This window comes from Thauera sp. DNT-1 (assembly GCF_055393985.1).
Window position 1 is genome coordinate 3767666 of record NZ_AP043752.1, and the last position, 18806, is coordinate 3786471.

Here is an 18806-nt window from a genome sequence, read left to right on the forward strand (position 1 = left end):
GCTGCGAGAGCCCCATGACCACGATTACCGCCCAGCAAGCCCTGCAACGCACGATCGAACACCGCGAGATCTTCTTCGACGAGATGCTCTCGCTGATGCGCCAGATCATGGCCGGCGAGATCTCCCCGGTGATGACCGCCGCCATCCTCACCGGCTTGCGCGTCAAGAAGGAGACCATCGGCGAGATCACCGCCGCCGCCACGGTGATGCGAGAGATGTCCACCAAGGTCGTGGTCGAGCCGCCGCACGACCACTTCCTCGACGTCGTCGGCACCGGTGGCGACGGCGCCAACACCTTCAACATCTCCACCACCACGATCTTCGTCGCCGCGGCCGCCGGCGCGCGCGTCGCCAAGCATGGCGGACGCGGGGTGTCGTCCAAGTCGGGCGCGGCCGACGTGATCGAGGCGCTCGGCGTCAACCTGGATCTCACCCCGCAGCAGGTCGCCGAGTGCATCGAGGCCACCGGCATCGGCTTCATGTACGCGCCCGCCCACCACAGCGCGATGAAGAACGTCGCCCCGGTGCGGCGCGAGATGGGTGTGCGCACCATCTTCAACATCCTCGGCCCGCTCACCAACCCGGCCGGCGCGCCCAACACGCTGATGGGCGTGTTCCATCCCGACCTGGTCGGCATCCAGGCGCGCGTGATGCAGCGCCTCGGCGCCAACCACGTGCTGGTGGTGCATGGCCTGGACGGCATGGACGAGGTCAGCCTGGGCGGTGCCACCCTGGTCGGCGAGCTCAAGGACAACAAGGTCGTCGAGTACGAGATCCACCCCGAGGACTTCGGCCTCGCTATGGCGGGCAGCCGCCAGCTGCGCGTCGAGGACGCCGCCGAGTCGCGCGAGGTGCTGCTTGGCGTGCTCGACAACCGCCCCGGCCCGGCGCGCGAGATCGTCGCCTTCAACGCCGGCGTGGCGCTGTACACGGCCAACCTGGTCGACACCATCGGCGCCGGCATCCTGCGTGCGCGCGAGATCATCGAGAGCGGCGCCGCGCGCGCCAAGCTCGACGAGTTCGTGCGTTTCACCCGGCAGTTCGGGAGCGGCCGATGAGCGACATCCTGCAGAAGATCTGCGCGGTCAAGGTCGAGGAGGTCGCCGCCGCCGCCGCCGCGCGGCCGCAGTGTCTGGTGCGCGAGGACGCCGCGGCGCAGCCGCCCGCGCGCGATTTCGTCGGCGCGATCCGCGCCAAGCACGCCGCCCGCCGTCCCGCGGTGATCGCCGAGATCAAGAAGGCCAGCCCCTCCAAGGGCGTGATCCGGCCCGACTTCCACCCCGCCGAGATCGCCGCCGACTACGAGCGCGCCGGCGCCGCCTGCCTGTCGGTGCTCACCGATCGCGGCTTTTTCCAGGGCGCGCCCGAATACCTCCAGGCTGCACGCGCCGCCTGCCACCTGCCGGTGCTGCGCAAGGACTTCCTGGTCGATCCCTACCAGGTCTTCGAAGCGCGCGCGATGGGGGCCGACGCCATCCTGCTGATCGCCGCCTGCCTCGACCTGGCGCGGATGCGCGACATGGAGCAGCTCGCGGTCGAGCTCGGTATGGCAGTGCTGGTCGAGGTGCATGACGCCGCAGAGCTCGAGCACGCGCTGCAGCTCGAGACCCCGCTGATCGGCATCAACAACCGCAACCTGCGCAGCTTCGAGGTCTCGCTGCAGACCACGCTCGACCTGTTGCCGCGCATCGCCAGCGGCGCGGCGGGCCGCATCGTGGTCACCGAGTCGGGCATCCTGAAGCCCGAGGACGTCGCCCTGATGCAGGCCAATGCGGTGCACACCTTCCTGGTCGGCGAGGCCTTCATGCGTGCGCCGCATCCGGGCGCCGAGCTGCAGGCACTGTTCGGCCGCTGAGGCGCCCGGGTGAGCGCGCACGACCACGACGCCTCGCCCGCGCCCGCCGCGCCGCCACGCCGGCGCCGGCTGGCGCGCGCGCTCGGCTGGGGCGTCGCGCTGCCGCTGGCGCTGCTGTGCGGCGGCGGCGCCTGGCTCGCCGGCACGCAATCCGGCCTCGACGCCGCGCTCGGCCTCGCCGCACGGGCCACTTCCGGCGCGCTGCAGGTCGAGGGCGCGCGCGGCCGGCTGTTCGGCCGTCTCGACGTGGATCGGCTGGCCTGGCGCGGGCCGGGGCTGGAGCTCGAAGTGCGCGCTCTCTCGCTCGCGTGGACGCCCGCGGCGCTGCTGCAGCGCCGCGTCGATATCGAGCATCTGACCGCGGGTCGCGTGCTGCTCGCCCAGGCGGTGGCCGAGGACCCGCCCGCCTCTGCGCCCCTGGCGGCGCCATCCTCCTTGGCGCTGCCGGTCGCGATCGCGCTGCGCCGGCTCGCCGTCGGCGCCTTCCTGATGCGCGAGCTGCCCGCAGGCGGTGACCTTGCCGTGCCGCTCGCCGGCGCCGCACCGGGTTCGGCGGATGCTGCCGTGCCGGTGCAGGGCGAGGTCGCGGCTGCGGCGGGCGAGGCGGCGCAGGCGCTCGATCGCGCCGCCGACGTCGCCAGCGACCCGGCGCTCGCCGCCGAGGCCGCGACCGAGGTCGCCGCCGAGCAGGGCCTGGTGTTCTCCCGCCTGGAGGCCGCGCTCTCCAGCGACGGCCGCCATCACCGCCTCGAATCCCTCTCCGTCGCGCTGCCGCAGGGCCGCGCTCGCGCGGCGCTCGCGCTCGACGGCGTGGCGCCCTTCGCACTCGCAGGCGAGGCGGGCTTCGACGGCGTGGTCGAGACCCACGCGGTCGCGGTGCAGGCGACGCTGGCCGACAGCCTGCTCGAACCGCGCCTGCAGGCCAAGGCCACGCTGGGTGCGGCGCATGCCCAGATCGAGGCCCGGGTCGAGAGCTTCGCCGCCGATCCCCTGCGGCAACTGCGGCTGAAGGCCGGCGGCATCGATCCGGCGGCCTTCGCTGCCGGTGCGCCCAGCGGCGAGTTCGCCATCGAGGCCGAGCTCGCCGCCCCCGCCGCGGGCGAAGGCCTGCTCGCCGGCCCGATCCGCGTCACCAACGCCCGCCCGGCTGCGGTGGACGCCGGCGGGATTCCGCTCGAGGCGCTGTCGGCGCAACTCGACTGGAAGCGCGCCGAGCTCGCCCTCGACGCCGTCGAGTTCCGCCTCGCCGGCGGCGGCACCATCGCCGGTCGCGTGGCCTGGCACCCGCCTGCGCTGCCCGACGCGACCGCCTCCGCCGCGCCAGCGGCCGAGGCCGGGTTCGGCCAGTTCGTCGCTGCGCTCGAACTCGCCGGCATCGATACGCGCGCGCTCGACGGCCGCCTGCCGCGTCAGATCGTCGCCGGCCGGGTGGATGCCGAGGCCGGCGCGCAGCGCCAGACGGCGCGGCTGGCCCTCATGGTGGGCGCGGCGCGCATCGACGCCGACGCCAGCCTGAGCGTCGTGCCCGCCGCGCCCCCCTCGCCGGTGGCCGCTGCGAGCGCCGCCGGCGAGGGGGGGGCGCAAACCGCTCGTGAAGGCGCCGCTGCCCCCCCTGTTCCTGCGCCGGCAACGGACCTGCCCGCCGCCGTGCACGCCGGAGCGGCACGCAGCTTCACCCTCTCGGCCCGCCTGCGCGGCGTCGATCCGCGCGCGCTGCGGTCCGAGCTGCCGAGCGCTCGCCTCGACCTCGATCTGGACGCGCGCGGCGACCTGTCTGCCGAGGGGCTGCCGCAGGCGGTCGCGCTCGACTTCACCCTCCCCGACAGCCGCCTCGACGGGCGCCCGCTGCGCGGCGAGGGCCGCCTGCGTGTCGAAGGCCTGCGCGTGCCCGAGGCGAAGATCGACCTGAACATCGCCGGCAACACCCTGCGCGCCGAGGGGGCTTTCGGCGCGCCCGGCGACAGCCTGGCGCTGCGCCTGGACGCGCCCGCGCTGGCGGCGATCGGCTTCGGGCTCGGCGGGCGCGCCGGCGCCGAGGGCCGCATCGGTGGCACGCTGGAAGCGCCCAACGGGCGCCTGGACCTCTTCGGCGAGAACCTCGCCCTGCCCGGCGACGTGCGCCTGGCGGGCTTGAACGCCCGTGTCCGCCTCGATTCCGGCATCGACGGCCCCTTCGAGCTCGCGCTCGGCCTCAGCCGGCTCGGCAGCCGCGCGCGCGGCGCCGACGGCGCGCCACCGCCCGACTGGCTGGCGAGTGCGCGCATCGAGGCCGGCGGCACGCGCGCGCGCCACCGCCTCGACGCCGACCTCGCCACACCGAAAGTGGAGGGCGTCGCCGACACCCTGCGCCTCGCGCTCGAAGGCGGCCTGCCTGCGGGCGAGGCGCCGCGCTGGAGCGGCCGCCTCGCCGCGCTCGAGGTCGGCGGACGTTTCCCCGCCCGTCTGCAGGCGCCGGCCACGCTCGAGCTCGGCGCCGATCGCGTGCGCCTCGGTCGCGTCGAGATCGAGGCCGGCGACAAGGGCCGCATCCGCCTGCTCGAGACCGCCTGGTCGCCGACGCAGAGCGTGCTGCGCGGCGACCTCGCCGGGCTGGTGGTCGAGACCGAACCCCGGCGCCGCGACGGCCGTCCGCGCCGCAACGCCGACCCGCTGAGCCTGGGGGCGCGCTGGGACCTCGCGGTCGGGCGCACGCTGGAAGGCGAGGCGCGCGTGTTCCGCGAATCCGGCGACATCAGCGTGGAGGGCGAGCTGCGTACCCGGCTCGGCCTGGAGAAGCTCGAGGCGGTGCTGAACGCGCGCGGCGATCGCATCGACCTCGCCGTCGACGTGCAGGGCAAGGAGCTCGGCAGCGTGCAGGGCGAGGCCGGGCTGCGCGCGCGACGCGGTGCCGACGGCCTGTGGAGCGTGCCGCCGGCGACCGCGATCCGCGGCGCGGCGCGGATCGACATGCCCTCGCTCGCCTGGCTCGGGCGCCTCTCGCAGGAGAGCGTCGAGCTCGCCGGGCGCATCCGGGGCGACTTCACCGTGGGCGGCACGATCGAGTCGCCGCGCGCGAGCGGCCGCATCGAGGGGCGCGAGCTCGGCTTCACCCTCGTCGACCAGGGCCTGATGCTCGCTGGTGGCGAGCTCGATGTCGACTTCGACCAGGAGCGCGTGCGCCTGGAGCGGCTCGAGTTCGTCTCCGAGAACCGCGTGCGTCCGCGCGAGAATCGCATCCCCTTCGAGCGCCTCACCGCCACGCCCGGGCGCTTCACCGCGCGCGGCGAGCTTGCGCTCGACAGCGGCGCGGGCGATTTCCGCTTCGACGCCGACCGCCTGCCGCTGCTGCAGCGCGACGACCGCTGGATGCTGCTGTCGGGCGGCGGCACGGCGCGCAGCACCTTCGAGTCGCTGGCGCTGGACGCGGAGTTCCGCGCCGACGCCGGCTACCTCGAGTTCGCCGAGGCGCTGCCGCCCAGCCTCTCCGACGACGTCGTCGTGCTCGGGCGTGAGCCCGCACCGGCGCAGCAGGGCGGCGGCTTCGCGGTGAATGCGGATGTCAGCGTCGGCCTCGGCGACGCGCTCTACCTCTCGGCGCTCGGCCTCGAGACGCGGCTCGCCGGCGGGCTGCGCATCCGCCTGCAGCCGGGGCGGCCGCTGTCGGCGGTGGGCACGATCGAGACCGTGGGCGGCGGCTACCGCGGCTATGGGCAGAACCTCACCCTGGAACGCGGCCTGATCAACTTCCAGGGCCCGCTCGACGCGCCCGGACTCAACATCGTCGCGCTGCGCAAGGGCCTGGAGGTGGAGGCCGGGGTGGCGATCACCGGCAGCGCCAAGCGCCCGCAGATCAAGCTGGTGTCCGATCCCGAGGTGCCCGACCCCACCAAGCTGTCGTGGATCGTGCTCGGGCGCGCGCCGGACGCCGGCTCCGGCGCCGACCTCGGCCTGCTGCTCCCGGCCGCCGCGGCCCTGCTCGGCGGGCCGGGCGGCGGCATGACCGAGGAGCTCTCGCGCAGCCTCGGCTTCGACTCCTTCTCGATCGGCCAGGGCGAGCTCAACAGCACCACGCGCACGCGCAGCAGCCGGGTGCTCGGCAGCGGTCAGACGGTCTCGGGCGGGCCCTCGGTCGCCGGCCAGGTGCTGAGCCTGGGCAAGCGCCTCGGGCCGGACCTTTTCCTCAACTTCGAGCAGGGCCTGGGCGGGGCCGCCACCCTGGTCAAGCTGACCTACCAGGTCTCGCGCCGCCTGTCGGTGATCGCCCGCGGCGGCACCGACACCGCCCTCGACCTCCAGTACGGCTTCTCCTTCCGTTGAGGCGCGTGGCGGGCGGGGAATGATTCCCCTCCCGTGCGGTCTCTCCGATGCCATGACCAACCCCGATGGAGCGAACAGATGACAGAGAGCAAGAACGATCCGGTACGCGAGACCGCCATCCTGGGCGGGGGCTGTTTCTGGTGCCTGGAGGCGGTGTTCGACCTGGTGGCCGGCGTGGATGAGGTCGTGCCCGGCTATTGTGGCGGCCACGTCGAGCTGCCGAGTTACCGCGACGTGTGCTCCGGCGGCACCGGTCACGCCGAAGTGGTGAAGATCGTGTTCGATCCGGCGAAGGTGAGCTACCGTGAGCTGCTCGACGTCTTCTTCACCATCCACGACCCCACCACGGTCGACCGCCAGGGCAACGACGTGGGCCCGCAGTACCGCTCGGTGATCTTCGCCACCTCCGAGGCGCAGCTGCACACCGCGCTCGCCACCATCGAGGCGCTCGGCGAGCGCCGCGTGTTCCCGAAGGCGATCGTCACCCGGGTCGAGCGTGCGCCGCGCTTCTGGCCGGCCGAGCCGGAGCACCACGACTACTATGTGAACAACAGCGACCAGCCGTATTGCCAGTACGTGGTGGCCCCCAAGATCACGAAATTCCGCAGCCACTTCGACCTGCGCCGCTGGCCCGAAGGCAGCAGGTAGAATGCGCGCTTTCACTCACGGCAGGAGAACGGCATGACCCAGACCACCACCGCCAGCGGGCTCGTCATCGATGAACTCGAGCTCGGCAGCGGCGATACCGCCGAGAAGGGCCGCATGGTGTCGGTGCATTACACCGGCTGGCTCACCGACGGGCGCAAGTTCGACTCGAGCAAGGATCGCAACGATCCCTTCGTCTTCCCGCTCGGCGCCGGCCACGTGATCCGCGGCTGGGACGAGGGCGTGCAGGGCATGCAGGTGGGCGGCAAGCGCAAGCTCACCATCCCGCCCGAGCTTGGCTACGGCGCGCGCGGCGCCGGCGGTGTGATCCCGCCTAACGCCACCCTGGTGTTCGAGGTCGAACTGCTCAAGGTGCTGTGATCCCACGCGGGGGCGGGCGCCCCCGCCGCGAGGCGGTGCGGCCGCCTCGCCATCGACACCAGGAGAACCCGGCGTTTCGAGCCGGGCAAGGCAGGGAGACATGAAACTCGACCCGGCGCAGCGTCACATCCTGACCCTGCTGCAAAAGGACTCCACCCTCAGCACGCAGGCGCTCGCCGACAAGGTCGGCATGTCGCCGACGCCGTGTTGGCGGCGTGTGCGCGAGATGGAGGAGGCGGGCGTGATCCGCGGCTACGTCGCGCTGGTCGACCGCCACAAGGTGGGCCTGGGCACCTGCGTGTGGGTGCGCGTCAAGCTCAAGCAGCACAGCGCCGACGTGCTCGATCGCTTCGAGCGCGTGGTCAAGGCCTGCGAGCAGGTGGTGGAGTGCTACGAGCTGCTTGGCGAGACCGACTGCCTGCTCAAGCTCTACCTGCCGAACCTCGAGGCCTTGTCGGTGTTCATGCACGAATTCCTGCTCAAGATCCCCGAGATCGACGTCACCCATTCCGCGGTGGCGCTGCGCGAGATCAAGAACGAGACCGCCCTGCCGCTGTGAGGCGGGCAGGGCGGTCGCGGTGTCGGCACGATGCAGGCTGCGCGCCGCGCTTTCTGGAGCGCCGGATCGCGACTCGCGTCGCTCCTGCGGGCGCGGCAGGATCGCGACTCGCGTCGCTCCTACGGGCGGGGCAGGATCGCGACTGGCGTCGCTCCTGCGGGTGCGGCCGGGAGTGCCGCGATGTTGTAGGAGCGACGCAAGTCGCGATCGGTGCGTCGGTTCCTACAGATTGCTCCAGAACACGAACAGCACACCCACCGGCGCGACGTAGCGCGACAGCAGCGTCCACAGCCCGAATCCTGCATCGCCGAGGCCCAGCTCCGCCTTGACACCCTGCTGGTCCAGCTTCCACGCCGCGAACACGATCGCCCCCAGGCCGGCGAGCGGCAGCATGAACTTGCTGGTCGCGTAGTCGAGCAGGTCGAAGATGTTCATGCCGAACAGCTTGACGTCGCTCCACACGTTGAAGGACAGCAGCGCGGCAATGCCCAGCGCCCAGATGGTGATGCCGGCGATCAGCGTGGCGGCGACGCGGCCGAGCGGGGTGCGCTCCTCGATCAGCTCCACCACCGGCTCGAGCAGCGAGATCGACGAGGTCAGCGCGGCGAAGGTCAGCAGCAGGAAGAACAGTGCGCCGATCACCAGGCCGCCGCCCATGTGGCCGAAGGCCAGCGGCAGGGTCACGAACACCAGGCCGGGGCCGGCCGCGGGGTCCAGGCCGTTGGCGAACACGATCGGGAAGATCGCCATGCCGGCGCACAGCGCGAACACCGTGTCCATGATCACCACGGTGCGCGCGGCGCGCAGCAGGTTCACCTCCTGCCCGAGGTAGGAGCCGTAGGCCATCATGATGCCCATGCCCAGCGACAGGGTGAAGAAGGCGTGGCCGAGCGCGGCGAGCAGCACCTTGCCGTCGAGCTTGCTCCAGTCCGGGTTGAAGAGGTAGGCGAGGCCCTGGCCGAAGCTGCCGGTGGTCATCGCGTAGCCGACCAGCACCAGCAGGATCACCCCGAGCGCCGGCATCATCAGCTTGGTGCCGCGCTCCAGGCCGGCGGACACGCCGAGCGCCACGACGACGACGGTGAGCAGCATGAAGATCGAGTGCCAGGTCAGCAGCTCGGCCGGGCGGGCGAGGAAGCCCTCGAAGGCGCCGCCGATCGCCGCCTTGTCCAGGCCGATGAAGGCGCCGGTGGCGGCGTCGCGCATGTAGGCCAGCGCCCAGCCGCCGATCACCGAGTAGAAGGACAGGATCAGGAAGGCGGCGAGCACGCCGATCGCGCCCACCACGGCCCAGTTGGTGCTGTGGCCGTTGTCGCGCGCGACCTGGGCCATGGTGTTGATCGGGTTCTTCTGCCCGCGCCGGCCGATCATCCACTCGGCGACCAGGATGGGCACGCCGATGAAGGCGATGCAGGCCAGGTAGACCAGCACGAAGGCGGCGCCGCCGCTCTGGCCGACCATGTAGGGAAACTTCCAGATGTTGCCGAGGCCGACGGCGGAGCCGGTGGCGGCGAGCACGAAGCCCATCCGCGACGACCATTGGCTGTGTGCGTGCTTGGCCATGTCAGCGTTCCCTGCGGAGAGTGGGTGCGACGGGGGCGTGCGGCCGCGCGGGGGCGGCGCCGCGGGTGGCGGCGTTCGGGTTCATGCAGGTCTCCTCGGATCGTTTCACGCTCGTGGCGTGTGGAGGGAAAAGGCGCGGATTCTAAACGTCCGAGGCCTGCCGCCCAAGCGGGGATGCCTGCGCCGCGACGTGTGCGGATCCGTGCCGACCCCTTTTGTGGTCGCCGGACGGTTGGGTCCGGATGGCGCGCATCGTACGGCTTGATGCGTGAAATAATTTTTCTTATATCGGCGTCCGCAGCCCCGATTGCGCAAAATCTTTTCCGCCGCTCGCCCTAGCATGTGCATCCACGAGCGCCGCAGGCCGAGCCGGCCGCGGTTGCGCACCGACCCACCCGCAGAGGAGACCACGCCGACCCGCCGGCAGCCCGCGCCAGACGCGCAGGCCTGCCGACCGGCGGCGGTTCACGCCACCATGTCGAACATCGCCCCCACCGTCAGCCTCGACGATAAATACACCCTCAAGACCGGCCGCGCCTGGATGACCGGCATCCAGGCCCTGGTACGCCTGCCGATGATGCAGAAGCTGCGCGACGAGGCCGCCGGCCTGAACACCGCCGGCTTCGTCACCGGCTACCGCGGCTCGCCGCTCGGCAGCGTCGACCAGGAGTTCTGGAAGGCGAAGCGCTTCCTCGAGCCGATGAACATCCGCTTCCAGCCCGGGCTCAACGAGGACCTCGCCGCGACCTCGGTGTGGGGCACGCAGCAGCTCGGCCTCGACCCCAACGCCAAGGTCGATGGCGTGTTCTCCATCTGGTACGGCAAGGGACCCGGCGTGGACCGGACCTGCGACGTCTTCCGCCACGCCAACGCCGCCGGCACCTCGCAGCATGGCGGCGTGCTGGTGATCGCCGGCGACGACCACGCCGCCAAGTCCTCGACCCTGCCGCACCAGACCGAGCACGTGTTCAAGGCGCTGATGATGCCGGTGCTCGCCCCCGCCGGCATCCAGGAATACCTGGAATACGGCCTGCACGGCTTCGCGATGTCGCGCTACTCGGGCTGCTGGGTGGCGTTCAAGGCGCTGACCGACACGGTGGAGACCTCGTCCTCGGTCGACATCGATCCCTTCCGCGTGGACATCCGGGTCCCGAGCGCGCAGGAGTTCCCGCTGCCGCTCGACGGCCTCAACCTGCGCTGGCCCGACCCCCCGCTGGTGCAGGAGGAGCGCCTGCTCCACCACAAGCTCTACGCCGCGCTCGCCTACGGCCGCAAGAACGGGCTGGACCGCATGGTCATCGACCCGCCGCAGGCGCGCCTGGGCATCCTCACCAGCGGCAAGAGCTACCTCGACGTGCGCCAGGCGCTCGACGACCTCGGCATCGACGAGACCACCGCCGCGGCGATCGGCCTGCGCCTGTACAAGGTCGGCATGGTGTGGCCGCTCGACGCCGAGGGCGTACGCCGCTTCGCCGACGGCCTCGACGAGATCCTCGTGATCGAGGAGAAGCGCCAGTTCCTCGAGTACCAGCTGAAGGAAGAGCTCTATAACTGGAAAGATGAGGTGCGCCCGCGCGTGATCGGCAAGTTCGACGAGAAGGGCGAGTGGAGCCTGCCGCACGCCGACTGGCTGCTGCCCGCCGCCGGCGAGCTCACCCCGGCGATGATCGCGCGCGCGATCGCCGGCCGCATCGCGCGCTTCCACACCTCGGACCGCATCAAGGCGCGGCTCGCCTTCATCGAGGCCAAGGAGGCCGCGCTCGCCAGGCCGCGGCTGTCCATCCAGCGCGTGCCGCACTACTGTTCCGGCTGCCCGCACAACACCTCGACCAAGGTGCCGCAGGGCTCGCGCGCGATCGCCGGCATCGGCTGCCACTACATGGCGACCTGGCTGTCGCCCGAGCACACGCAGACCTTCTGCCAGATGGGTGGGGAGGGCGTGCCCTGGATCGGCCAGGCGCCGTTCACCAACACCCCGCACGTGTTCGCCAACCTCGGCGACGGCACCTACATGCACTCGGGCATCCTCGCCATCCGCGCCGCGGTGGCGGCGAAGGTGAACATCACCTACAAGGTACTCTACAACGACGCGGTGGCGATGACCGGCGGCCAGCCGCACGACGGCACGCTGTCGGTGCCGATCATCGCCCGCCAGCTGCTCGCCGAGGGCGTGGGCACGGTGGTGGTGGTCAACGACGGCACGCCGCGCGCCTACGGCCCGGCCGATCTGCCGCACGGCGTGGCGGTGCGCCACCGCGACGAGCTCGATGCCGTGCAGCGCGAGCTGCGCACCGCGCCGGCCGTCACCGCGATCATCTACGACCAGACCTGCGCCGCCGAGAAGCGCCGCCGCCGCAAGCGCGGCAAGTTCCCCGACCCGGCCAAGCGCGTGGTCATCAACGACCTCGTGTGCGAGGGCTGCGGCGACTGCAGCGACAAGTCGAACTGCATGTCGGTGGGCGCGGTCGAGACCGAGTTCGGCCGCAAGCGCTTCATCGACCAGTCCTCGTGCAACAAGGACTATTCCTGCGTGAAGGGCTTCTGCCCGAGCTTCGTCACCGTCGAGGGTGGCAAGCTTCGGCGTGGCAAGGCGAGCGGCGCGAGCGCCCTCGGCGGCCGTCTCGCGGACGAGCTGCCCGAGCCGCAGCTGCCCGACACCGCCGCGCCCTGGGGCATCCTCATCACCGGTGTCGGCGGCACCGGCGTGGTGACCATCGGCGCGCTGCTCGGCATGGCCGCGCACCTGGAAGGCAAGGGCATCTCGGTGCTCGACATGGCGGGGCTGGCGCAGAAGGGCGGCGCGGTGTGGTCGCACGTGCGCATCGCCGACCGCCAGGAGCAGCTCCACGCCGCGCGCGTCGCCGCCGGCGAGGCCAACGCCGTGATCGGCTGCGACCTCGTGGTGGCGGCCAGTGACGAATCGCTCGCCAAGATGCAGCATGGGCTCACCCGCGTCCTCATCAATCGCGATCAGACCAACACCAGCGAGTTCGTGCGCGGCTTCGCCGCCCAGGCGCGCAGCGGCGATGTGCTCGCCAACCCCGACCCGCAGTTCCCGGCGGCGGCGATGGAGGCACAGATCGTCGACGCGGTCGGTGCGGACAAGGCCGAGTTTCTCGACGCCACCGCGCTCGCCACCGAGCTGCTCGGCGATTCGATCGCCACCAACCTGTTCATGCTCGGCTTCGCCTGGCAGCGCGGCCTGGTGCCGCTTTCGCGGCAGGCGATCGAGCGCGCGATCGAGATCAACGGCACCGCGATCGAGGCCAACAAGGCCGCCTTCCTGTGGGGCCGGCGCGCCGCGGTCGACCTGCGTGCGGTGCGTGAGGCCGCCAAGCCGCGCTTCGGCACGCCCGCGCACCACCGCCTGTCGACCAGCGTCGACGAGCTGATCGCGCGTCGCAAGACCCATCTGACCGACTACCAGGATGCCGCCTACGCCGAGCGCTACCTGCGCCTGGTCGAGCGCGTGCGGGTCGCGGAGGCGAAGGTCGCGCCCGGCATCACCCTGCTGACCGAGGCGGTGGCGCGCGGCTACCACAAGCTGCTCGCCTACAAGGACGAGTACGAGGTCGCGCGCCTGTATACGGACAGCGACTTTCTCGCGCGCGTCGAGGAGCAGTTCGAGGGCGACTACAAGCTCGTCTTCCACCTCGCGCCGCCGATGCTGGCCGACAAGGACCCAGCCAGCGGCGAGCTGAAGAAAAAGGCTTACGGTCCCTGGATGCTGAAGGCGATGCGTGTGCTGGCGAAGCTCCGCCACCTGCGCGGATCGAGGCTCGACCCCTTCGCCCGCAGCCACGACCGCAAGCTCGACCGCGAGCTGATCGCCGACTACGAGCGTGTGGTCGACGAGATCGTCGTCAACCTCGACCGCGCCAACCACGAGGCCGCGATCGAGCTGGCGGCCCTCCCCGAGCAGATCCGCGGCTACGGCCACGTGCGCGAGCGCTACCTCGCCGGCGCACGCAGGCGCCAGGCCGCGCTGCTGGAGGACTTCCGCCACCGCCGCGCACCGGGCACGCCGCTCGCCACCAAGGCGCGCAAGACCATCGCGATCATCCCGGGCTGAGGCACGCCGCCGTATTCGCGACTTGCGTCGCTCCTACGAAGATCGCCGCGCTGGCGCAGGCGCTGTGGGAGCGACGCCAGTCGCGATCGACGATCGCGAATCGAGCGCGGTACAGACCGGCAGCGCCGTAATCGCGACTGGCGTCGCTCCTACGGAAAACCGGCGCGCTTCCGGAGGTGCCGGTGGGAGCGACGCAAGTCGCGATCGACGATCGCGAATCGAGCGCGGTGCAGAACGGCAGCGCCGTAATCGCGACTGGCGTCGCTCCTACGGAAAACCGGCGCGCTTCCGGAGGTGCCGGTGGGAGCGACGCAAGTCGCGATCGACGATCGTGAATCGAGCGCGGTGCAGAACGGCAGCGCCGTAATCGCGACTGGCGTCGCTCCTACGGAAAACCGGCGCGCTGGCGGAGGCGCTGTGGGAGCGACGCAAGTCGCGATCGACGGCGAACCGGAACCCCTCTTCACCCCTGCCGCAGCGCCGGCGTCGCCACCCCTGGCGCCGGGACTGCGGAAATCATCCACGTTCCCACAAGGAAGGAGACACAGCATGGCCGTATTTTCCCTGAGCGACTTCGCCGACCACGAGCAGGTGGTCTTCGTCAGCGACGACAAGAGCGGACTGAAGGCGATCATCGCCGTCCACAATTCCAACCTCGGCCCCGCGCTCGGCGGCTGCCGCATGTGGCCCTATGCCAGCGAGGAGGAGGCGGTGCGCGACGTGCTGCGCCTGTCGCGCGGCATGACCTACAAGTCGGCGATGGCCAGGCTCAAGCTCGGTGGCGGCAAGTCGGTGATCATCGGCAACCCGCGTACCGACAAGACGCCCGCGCTGCTCGCCGCCTTCGCGCGCGCGCTCGAGCAGCTGAACGGCCGCTACATCGCCGCCGAGGACTCCGGCACCAGCGTTGCCGACATGAAGTACATGACGCAGTTCACCCGTCACGTCGCCGGCATCCACGACAAGCCTTCGGACGAGGGCACGCGCAGCGGCGACCCGTCGCCGGCCACCGCCTACGGCACCTTCGTCGGCATCCAGACGGCGGTGAAGGAGCGTCTCGGCCGCGACTCGCTCGAAGGCCTGCGCGTGGCCGTGCAGGGCGTGGGCAACGTCGGCTTCGATCTCGCCCGCCAGCTCGGGGAGGCGGGCGTGAAATTGTGGGTCACCGACATTCACCGCGAGCCGCTGGTGCAGGCGGGCAAGGAACTGGGTGCCACCGTGGTCGCGCCGGAGGAGATCTTCGGGCTCGACGTCGATGTGTTCGCGCCCTGCGCGCTCGGCGCCATCCTGAACGATTCGACCATCCCGCAGCTGAAGGCGAAGATCGTCGCCGGCGCCGCCAACAACCAGCTCGCCGAGCCCCGCCACGGCCTCGAGCTGATGAAGCGCGGCATCCTCTATGCGCCCGACTACGTCATCAACGCCGGCGGCATCATCGACGTGTATCACGAGCGCATCGGCTTCGAGCGCGCCGCACTGATCCGCCACATCGAGGGGATCCGCGACAACCTCATGGAAGTCTTCGAGCGCGCGCGCGAGGAGGAACGTCCCACCGCCGAGGTCGCCGACGCGATCGCCGAGGAGCGCTTCCGGCGCTGAGCCGCGGGCGTCGCGCGGGGCGGTTGCACGGCACGGCACGTCCACCATGCCCCGAGCGAAGGCACGATCGAACGCTCGGAGGCGTTCGGATCGCGCCCGGGCACGGCAAAGAACGCCTCCGGGCATTCGGCCATGCCCGAGGCTCGGTGCAGCCCCCAGCGGCCCGGCCGTGCGCGTCCCTGTGCTGCGCGCGCGAGGCATCGTCTTGCGCTTGCCGATGCGCCTGCATGCAGTGCGAATGCGAATGGCTCGCGCTGCCGTTCGCATCCATCCTTGCCTTTCGTATTTTCCCGCATATATTGACGTAAGAGTTCCGCCCGTCGTGATGGCGGCCGCCCAGGCAAGGCCTGGCGGCCCGGGTCCGTTCCCCAGGACCGCGCACCACGCCATGACGCCGACTCGGGACGGCGGACCTTCGTGCACGCATTCGCGGCGGTTTCACGCCCATAACGATAAAGGGGGGTCGGCAGTGAGACACCATTCATCCGGGGCGAGGCCCGGGACGCTCCCTCCCGGCCGTGCCCTGGTCGCGGCCTCGATGCTGGTGGCCGGCGTTCCTGCGGGCGCGCAGGACATGCGCCTGAACATGACGCGCGGCGCCACCGAGCTCAGCCGGCAGGTCTTCGACCTGCACATGACCATCTTCTACATCTGCGTCGCCATCGCGCTGGTCGTGTTCGGCCTGATGTTCTGGTCCATCGTGCGTCACCGCAAGGCCAGGGGGGCAGTGCCGGCGCAGTTCCATGGCAGCCTGAAGGTCGAGATCCTGTGGACCGCGATCCCGGTTCTGATCCTCGTGGCGATGGCGGTTCCGGCCACCCGCACGCTGATCGCGATGGAAGACACTTCCGCATCCGAGCTCACCGTGCTGGTGACCGGTTCGCAGTGGAAGTGGCACTACAAGTACCTCGACTACCCGATCGAGTTCTACTCGGTGCTCGCCACGCCGCGCGCGCAGATCGCCAACGCGGCGGACAAGACGCCGGACTACCTGAGGGCGGTGGACAAGCCGCTGGTGCTGCCCAGTGGCAAGAAGGTGCGCTTCCTGCTGACCGCCGACGACGTCATCCACTCGTGGTGGGTACCCGACTTCGCGATCAAGAAGGACGCGGTGCCCGGCTTCATCAACGAGACCTGGGCGCGCATCGACAAGCCCGGCTTGTACTACGGCAAGTGCGCCGAACTGTGCGGGCGCGACCACGGCTTCATGCCGGTGGCGGTCGAGGTGAAGACGCCCGCGGACTTCGAGGCCTGGGCGGCGCAGCAGGTGGCCGCCGCCGAGCAGGCCAAGGCCGAGGCCGAGAGCGCCGGACCGATGAGCATGGACGAACAGATGGCGCTCGGCCGGCAGGTCTATGAGCGGGCCTGTGTCGCCTGCCACCAGGCCGGCGGCGAGGGCCTGCCCGGCGTGTTCCCGGCATTGAAGGGCAGCGCGATCGCCACCGGCGAGCCGGCGGCCCACCTCCACATCGTGCTGTTCGGCAAGACCGGCACCGCGATGCAGGCTTTCGGCAAGCAGCTCGGTGTCAAGGAGCTGGCCGCGGTCATCACGTACGAGCGCAACGCCTGGGGCAACGCCAAGGGCGACCAGGTGCAGCCGGCCGACATCGCGGCCGCGATCGCGAAGGGGGAGTGAGTCATGAGCACCCAGGTCACCGGCACCCTCGATGCACACGGCGCTGCAGGGCGTCCGCGCGACCACGACCACAAGCCGCGCGGCCTCGCGCGCTGGCTGTTCAGCACCAACCACAAGGACATCGGCACGCTCTACCTGCTGTTCTCGCTCGCCATGCTGTTCACCGGCGGCAGCCTGGCGATGGTGATCCGCGCCGAGCTCTTCCAGCCCGGGCTGCAGTTCGTCGATCCGCACTTCTTCAACCAGATGACGACGGTGCACGGCCTGGTGATGGTGTTCGGCGCGGTGATGCCGGCCTTCGTCGGCCTGGCGAACTGGATGATCCCGCTGATGATCGGCGCTCCCGACATGGCGCTGCCGCGGATCAACAACTGGAGCTTCTGGATCCTGCCGTGCGCGTTCGCGATCCTGCTGTCCACGCTGTTCATGGAAGGCGGCGCGCCGGCCGCCGGATGGACCTTCTACGCGCCGCTGTCGACCAAGTACAGCGGAGATTCGACCGCCTTCTTCGTGCTCGCGGTGCACCTGATGGGGGTGTCCTCGATCATGGGGGCGATCAACGTCATCGTCACCATCTGGAACATGCGCGCGCCGGGCATGGGCTGGATGAAGCTGCCGCTGTTCGTGTGGACCTGGCTGATCACCGCCTTCCTGCTCATCGCGGTGATGCCGGTGCTGGCCGGCGTGGTCACCATGGTGCTGACCGACAAGTACTTCGGCACCAGCTTCTTCGACGCCGCGGGCGGCGGCGACCCGGTGATGTTCCAGCACATCTTCTGGTTCTTCGGCCATCCGGAGGTGTACATCATGATCCTCCCGGCCTTCGGCATCGTCTCCACCATCATCCCCACCTTCGCGCGCAAGCCGCTGTTCGGCTACGAGTCGATGGTGATCGCCACTGCCAGCATCGCCTTCCTGTCCTTCATCGTGTGGGGTCACCACATGTTCACCACCGGCATGCCGGTGGTCGCCGAGCTGTTCTTCATGTATGCCACCATGCTGATCGCCGTGCCCACCGGAGTGAAGGTGTTCAACTGGGTGGCGACGATGTGGCGCGGCTCGATGACTTTCGAGGTGCCGATGATGTTCTCGCTCGCCTTCATCGTGCTGTTCACCATCGGCGGCTTCTCCGGGCTGATGCTGGCCATCATCCCCGCCGACTTCCAGTACCAGGACACCTACTTCGTCGTCGCCCACTTCCACTACGTGCTGGTGACCGGCGCGGTGTTCGGCATCATCGCCGCGGTGTACTACTGGATCCCGAAGTGGACCGGCGTGATGTACGACGAGCGCCTCGCCCAGGTGCACTTCTGGTGCTCGCTGGTGTCGGTGAACATGCTGTTCTTCCCGATGCACTTCGTCGGCCTCGCCGGCATGCCGCGGCGCATTCCCGACTACGCGCTGCAGTTCGCCGACCTCAACGCCTTCATGAGCATCGGCGGCTTCCTGTTCGGCCTGTCGCAGCTGCTCTTCCTGTGGGGCGTGGTGCGCTGCATGCGCGGCATCGGCGACAAGGCCACCGATCGCGTGTGGGAGGGCGCACAGGGGCTGGAGTGGGAGGTGCCGTCGCCCGCGCCTTACCACACCTTCGACACTCCGCCGGTGGTCAAGTGAGCGCACGGCGGCACAGGGAGGACGCGAGATGTCTGCCCACCGTAGTTTGATCAACAAGCTGCTGCTGGCCTGTGCGGCGATGTTCGCCTTCGGCTTCGCGCTCGTGCCGCTGTACGACGTGTTCTGCGACATCACCGGCATCAACGGCAAGACCGACAAGGTGGCGGCGGCGGCCCCGGACCGCGTCGACCGCGGGCGCGAGGTCAGCGTCGAGTTCCTAGCCACCCACGACCCCGCGGTGGCGGTGGACTTCGCGCCCGAGACCGCGCGCCTGCGGCTCAACCCGGGGGAGCTGCAGCTCGTGTCCTTCGTGGTCGAGAACCGCAGCGACCAGCCGATCGTGACCACCGCCGTACCCTCGGTGTCGCCCGGCGAGGCCGCCCGCCACTTCATGAAGATCGAATGCTTCTGCTTCCAGGAGCAGCCGCTGGCGCCGGGCGAGCGCAAGCTCATGCCGGTGCAGTTCTACGTCGATCCGGAACTGCCCGAGCGTTTCAAGAACCTGACGCTGTCGTATCGCCTGTATCGCAGCGTCGGCCAGCGCGCGAGCCGCTGACGCGGCGCGGCCCGGGCGCGCGCGACCGCA

The 18806-nt window shown here is 70.5% G+C and carries 12 protein-coding genes; 11 read left to right on the forward strand and 1 reads right to left on the reverse strand.

The window, feature by feature from the left end; genetic code table 11:
* Positions 1 to 14: 14 nt before the first annotated feature.
* From trpD to ACZ5PP_RS17440, 6 genes are all read left to right on the forward strand, one after another.
* Entirely contained in the window at positions 15 to 1058 is a 1044-nt protein-coding gene (gene trpD, locus ACZ5PP_RS17415; protein ID WP_004322778.1) for an anthranilate phosphoribosyltransferase, read from the forward strand.
* Positions 1055 to 1855 (forward strand): indole-3-glycerol phosphate synthase TrpC, encoded by an 801-nt coding sequence (gene trpC, locus ACZ5PP_RS17420; protein ID WP_464826374.1) that lies wholly within the window; start codon positions 1055 to 1057, stop codon positions 1853 to 1855. The genes trpD and trpC overlap by 4 nt, the downstream gene beginning before the upstream one ends.
* A 9-nt stretch (positions 1856 to 1864) precedes the next feature.
* A complete protein-coding gene (locus tag ACZ5PP_RS17425; RefSeq protein ID WP_464826375.1) occupies positions 1865 to 6151 on the forward strand; it encodes a translocation/assembly module TamB domain-containing protein in 4287 nt (1428 codons plus the stop codon).
* A 78-nt stretch (positions 6152 to 6229) separates the two neighbouring features.
* Positions 6230 to 6799 (forward strand): peptide-methionine (S)-S-oxide reductase MsrA, encoded by a 570-nt coding sequence (msrA, locus tag ACZ5PP_RS17430; RefSeq protein WP_004307886.1) that lies wholly within the window; start codon positions 6230 to 6232, stop codon positions 6797 to 6799.
* Positions 6800 to 6832: 33 nt separating this feature from the next.
* On the forward strand, positions 6833 to 7177 hold the full coding sequence (locus ACZ5PP_RS17435; protein ID WP_004307885.1) for an FKBP-type peptidyl-prolyl cis-trans isomerase: 345 nt from the start codon (positions 6833 to 6835) through the stop codon (positions 7175 to 7177).
* Between the two features lie 100 nt (positions 7178 to 7277).
* Positions 7278 to 7736 (forward strand): Lrp/AsnC family transcriptional regulator, encoded by a 459-nt coding sequence (locus tag ACZ5PP_RS17440; protein ID WP_004307883.1) that lies wholly within the window; start codon positions 7278 to 7280, stop codon positions 7734 to 7736.
* Between the two features lie 222 nt (positions 7737 to 7958).
* Here ACZ5PP_RS17440 and ACZ5PP_RS17445 read toward each other — a convergent pair whose 3' ends face one another.
* On the reverse strand, positions 7959 to 9299 hold the full coding sequence (locus ACZ5PP_RS17445; RefSeq protein WP_464826376.1) for a sodium-dependent transporter: 1341 nt from the start codon (positions 9297 to 9299) through the stop codon (positions 7959 to 7961).
* A gap of 475 nt (positions 9300 to 9774) precedes the next feature.
* On the opposite strand from ACZ5PP_RS17445, the gene ACZ5PP_RS17450 reads away from it, so the two are divergent.
* The 5 genes from ACZ5PP_RS17450 (at position 9775) to ACZ5PP_RS17470 (ending at position 18776) form a co-directional block, all read left to right on the forward strand.
* Positions 9775 to 13371 (forward strand): indolepyruvate ferredoxin oxidoreductase family protein, encoded by a 3597-nt coding sequence (locus ACZ5PP_RS17450; RefSeq protein WP_012584803.1) that lies wholly within the window; start codon positions 9775 to 9777, stop codon positions 13369 to 13371.
* A 549-nt stretch (positions 13372 to 13920) separates the two neighbouring features.
* Positions 13921 to 14970, forward strand: coding sequence for a Glu/Leu/Phe/Val dehydrogenase dimerization domain-containing protein (locus tag ACZ5PP_RS17455; protein ID WP_004307877.1), 1050 nt, complete (start codon positions 13921 to 13923; stop codon positions 14968 to 14970).
* 469 nt (positions 14971 to 15439) lie between these two features.
* The gene (coxB, locus tag ACZ5PP_RS17460) at positions 15440 to 16606 is read left to right on the forward strand and encodes a cytochrome c oxidase subunit II (protein ID WP_012584805.1); all 1167 of its coding nucleotides are present in this window, start codon (positions 15440 to 15442) and stop codon (positions 16604 to 16606) included.
* 3 nt (positions 16607 to 16609) lie between these two features.
* Positions 16610 to 18220, forward strand: coding sequence for a cytochrome c oxidase subunit I (ctaD, locus tag ACZ5PP_RS17465; RefSeq protein WP_004307874.1), 1611 nt, complete (start codon positions 16610 to 16612; stop codon positions 18218 to 18220).
* A gap of 28 nt (positions 18221 to 18248) precedes the next feature.
* A complete protein-coding gene (locus ACZ5PP_RS17470) occupies positions 18249 to 18776 on the forward strand; it encodes a cytochrome c oxidase assembly protein (RefSeq protein WP_012584807.1) in 528 nt (175 codons plus the stop codon).
* Positions 18777 to 18806: the final 30 nt, after the last annotated feature.